Origin of the sequence: Bacillus cereus group sp. BfR-BA-01380, assembly GCF_022663535.1 — a bacterium.
Classification (GTDB): Bacteria; Bacillota; Bacilli; order Bacillales; family Bacillaceae_G; genus Bacillus_A; species Bacillus_A cereus_BB.
On record NZ_JAKUFS010000114.1, the window covers coordinates 1 to 274 of the forward strand.

Sequence of the window (274 nt, forward strand, 5' to 3'; positions counted from 1 at the left end):
AGCGATAACGGAATACTCTTTCGCAAGATTGTAACTGAGTTTATGAAGAAAATCCCTGCGCTGATTCGCTACTTTTTCATGTAGCTTGCGAACACGCTCGGCCTGTTTTATGAAGTTAGCAGAACCTTTTTTCTTCTTAGAAAGTTTCCGCCCTGCTTTCTTTAGTTGTTTTTCTTTTTCACGGAGAAATCTAGGGTTTTCATATTCTAAGCCATTAGAAAGAACGGCATACTTATGTAATCCCACGTCAATTCCTATCGCATGATTGGTATCG

At 39.4% G+C, this 274-nt stretch carries 1 protein-coding gene; it reads right to left on the reverse strand.

Annotated features, from left to right (window positions below):
- Positions 1-274: transposase (locus MR076_RS26170; protein ID WP_242225439.1), on the reverse strand; the 274-nt coding region annotated here is incomplete at both ends.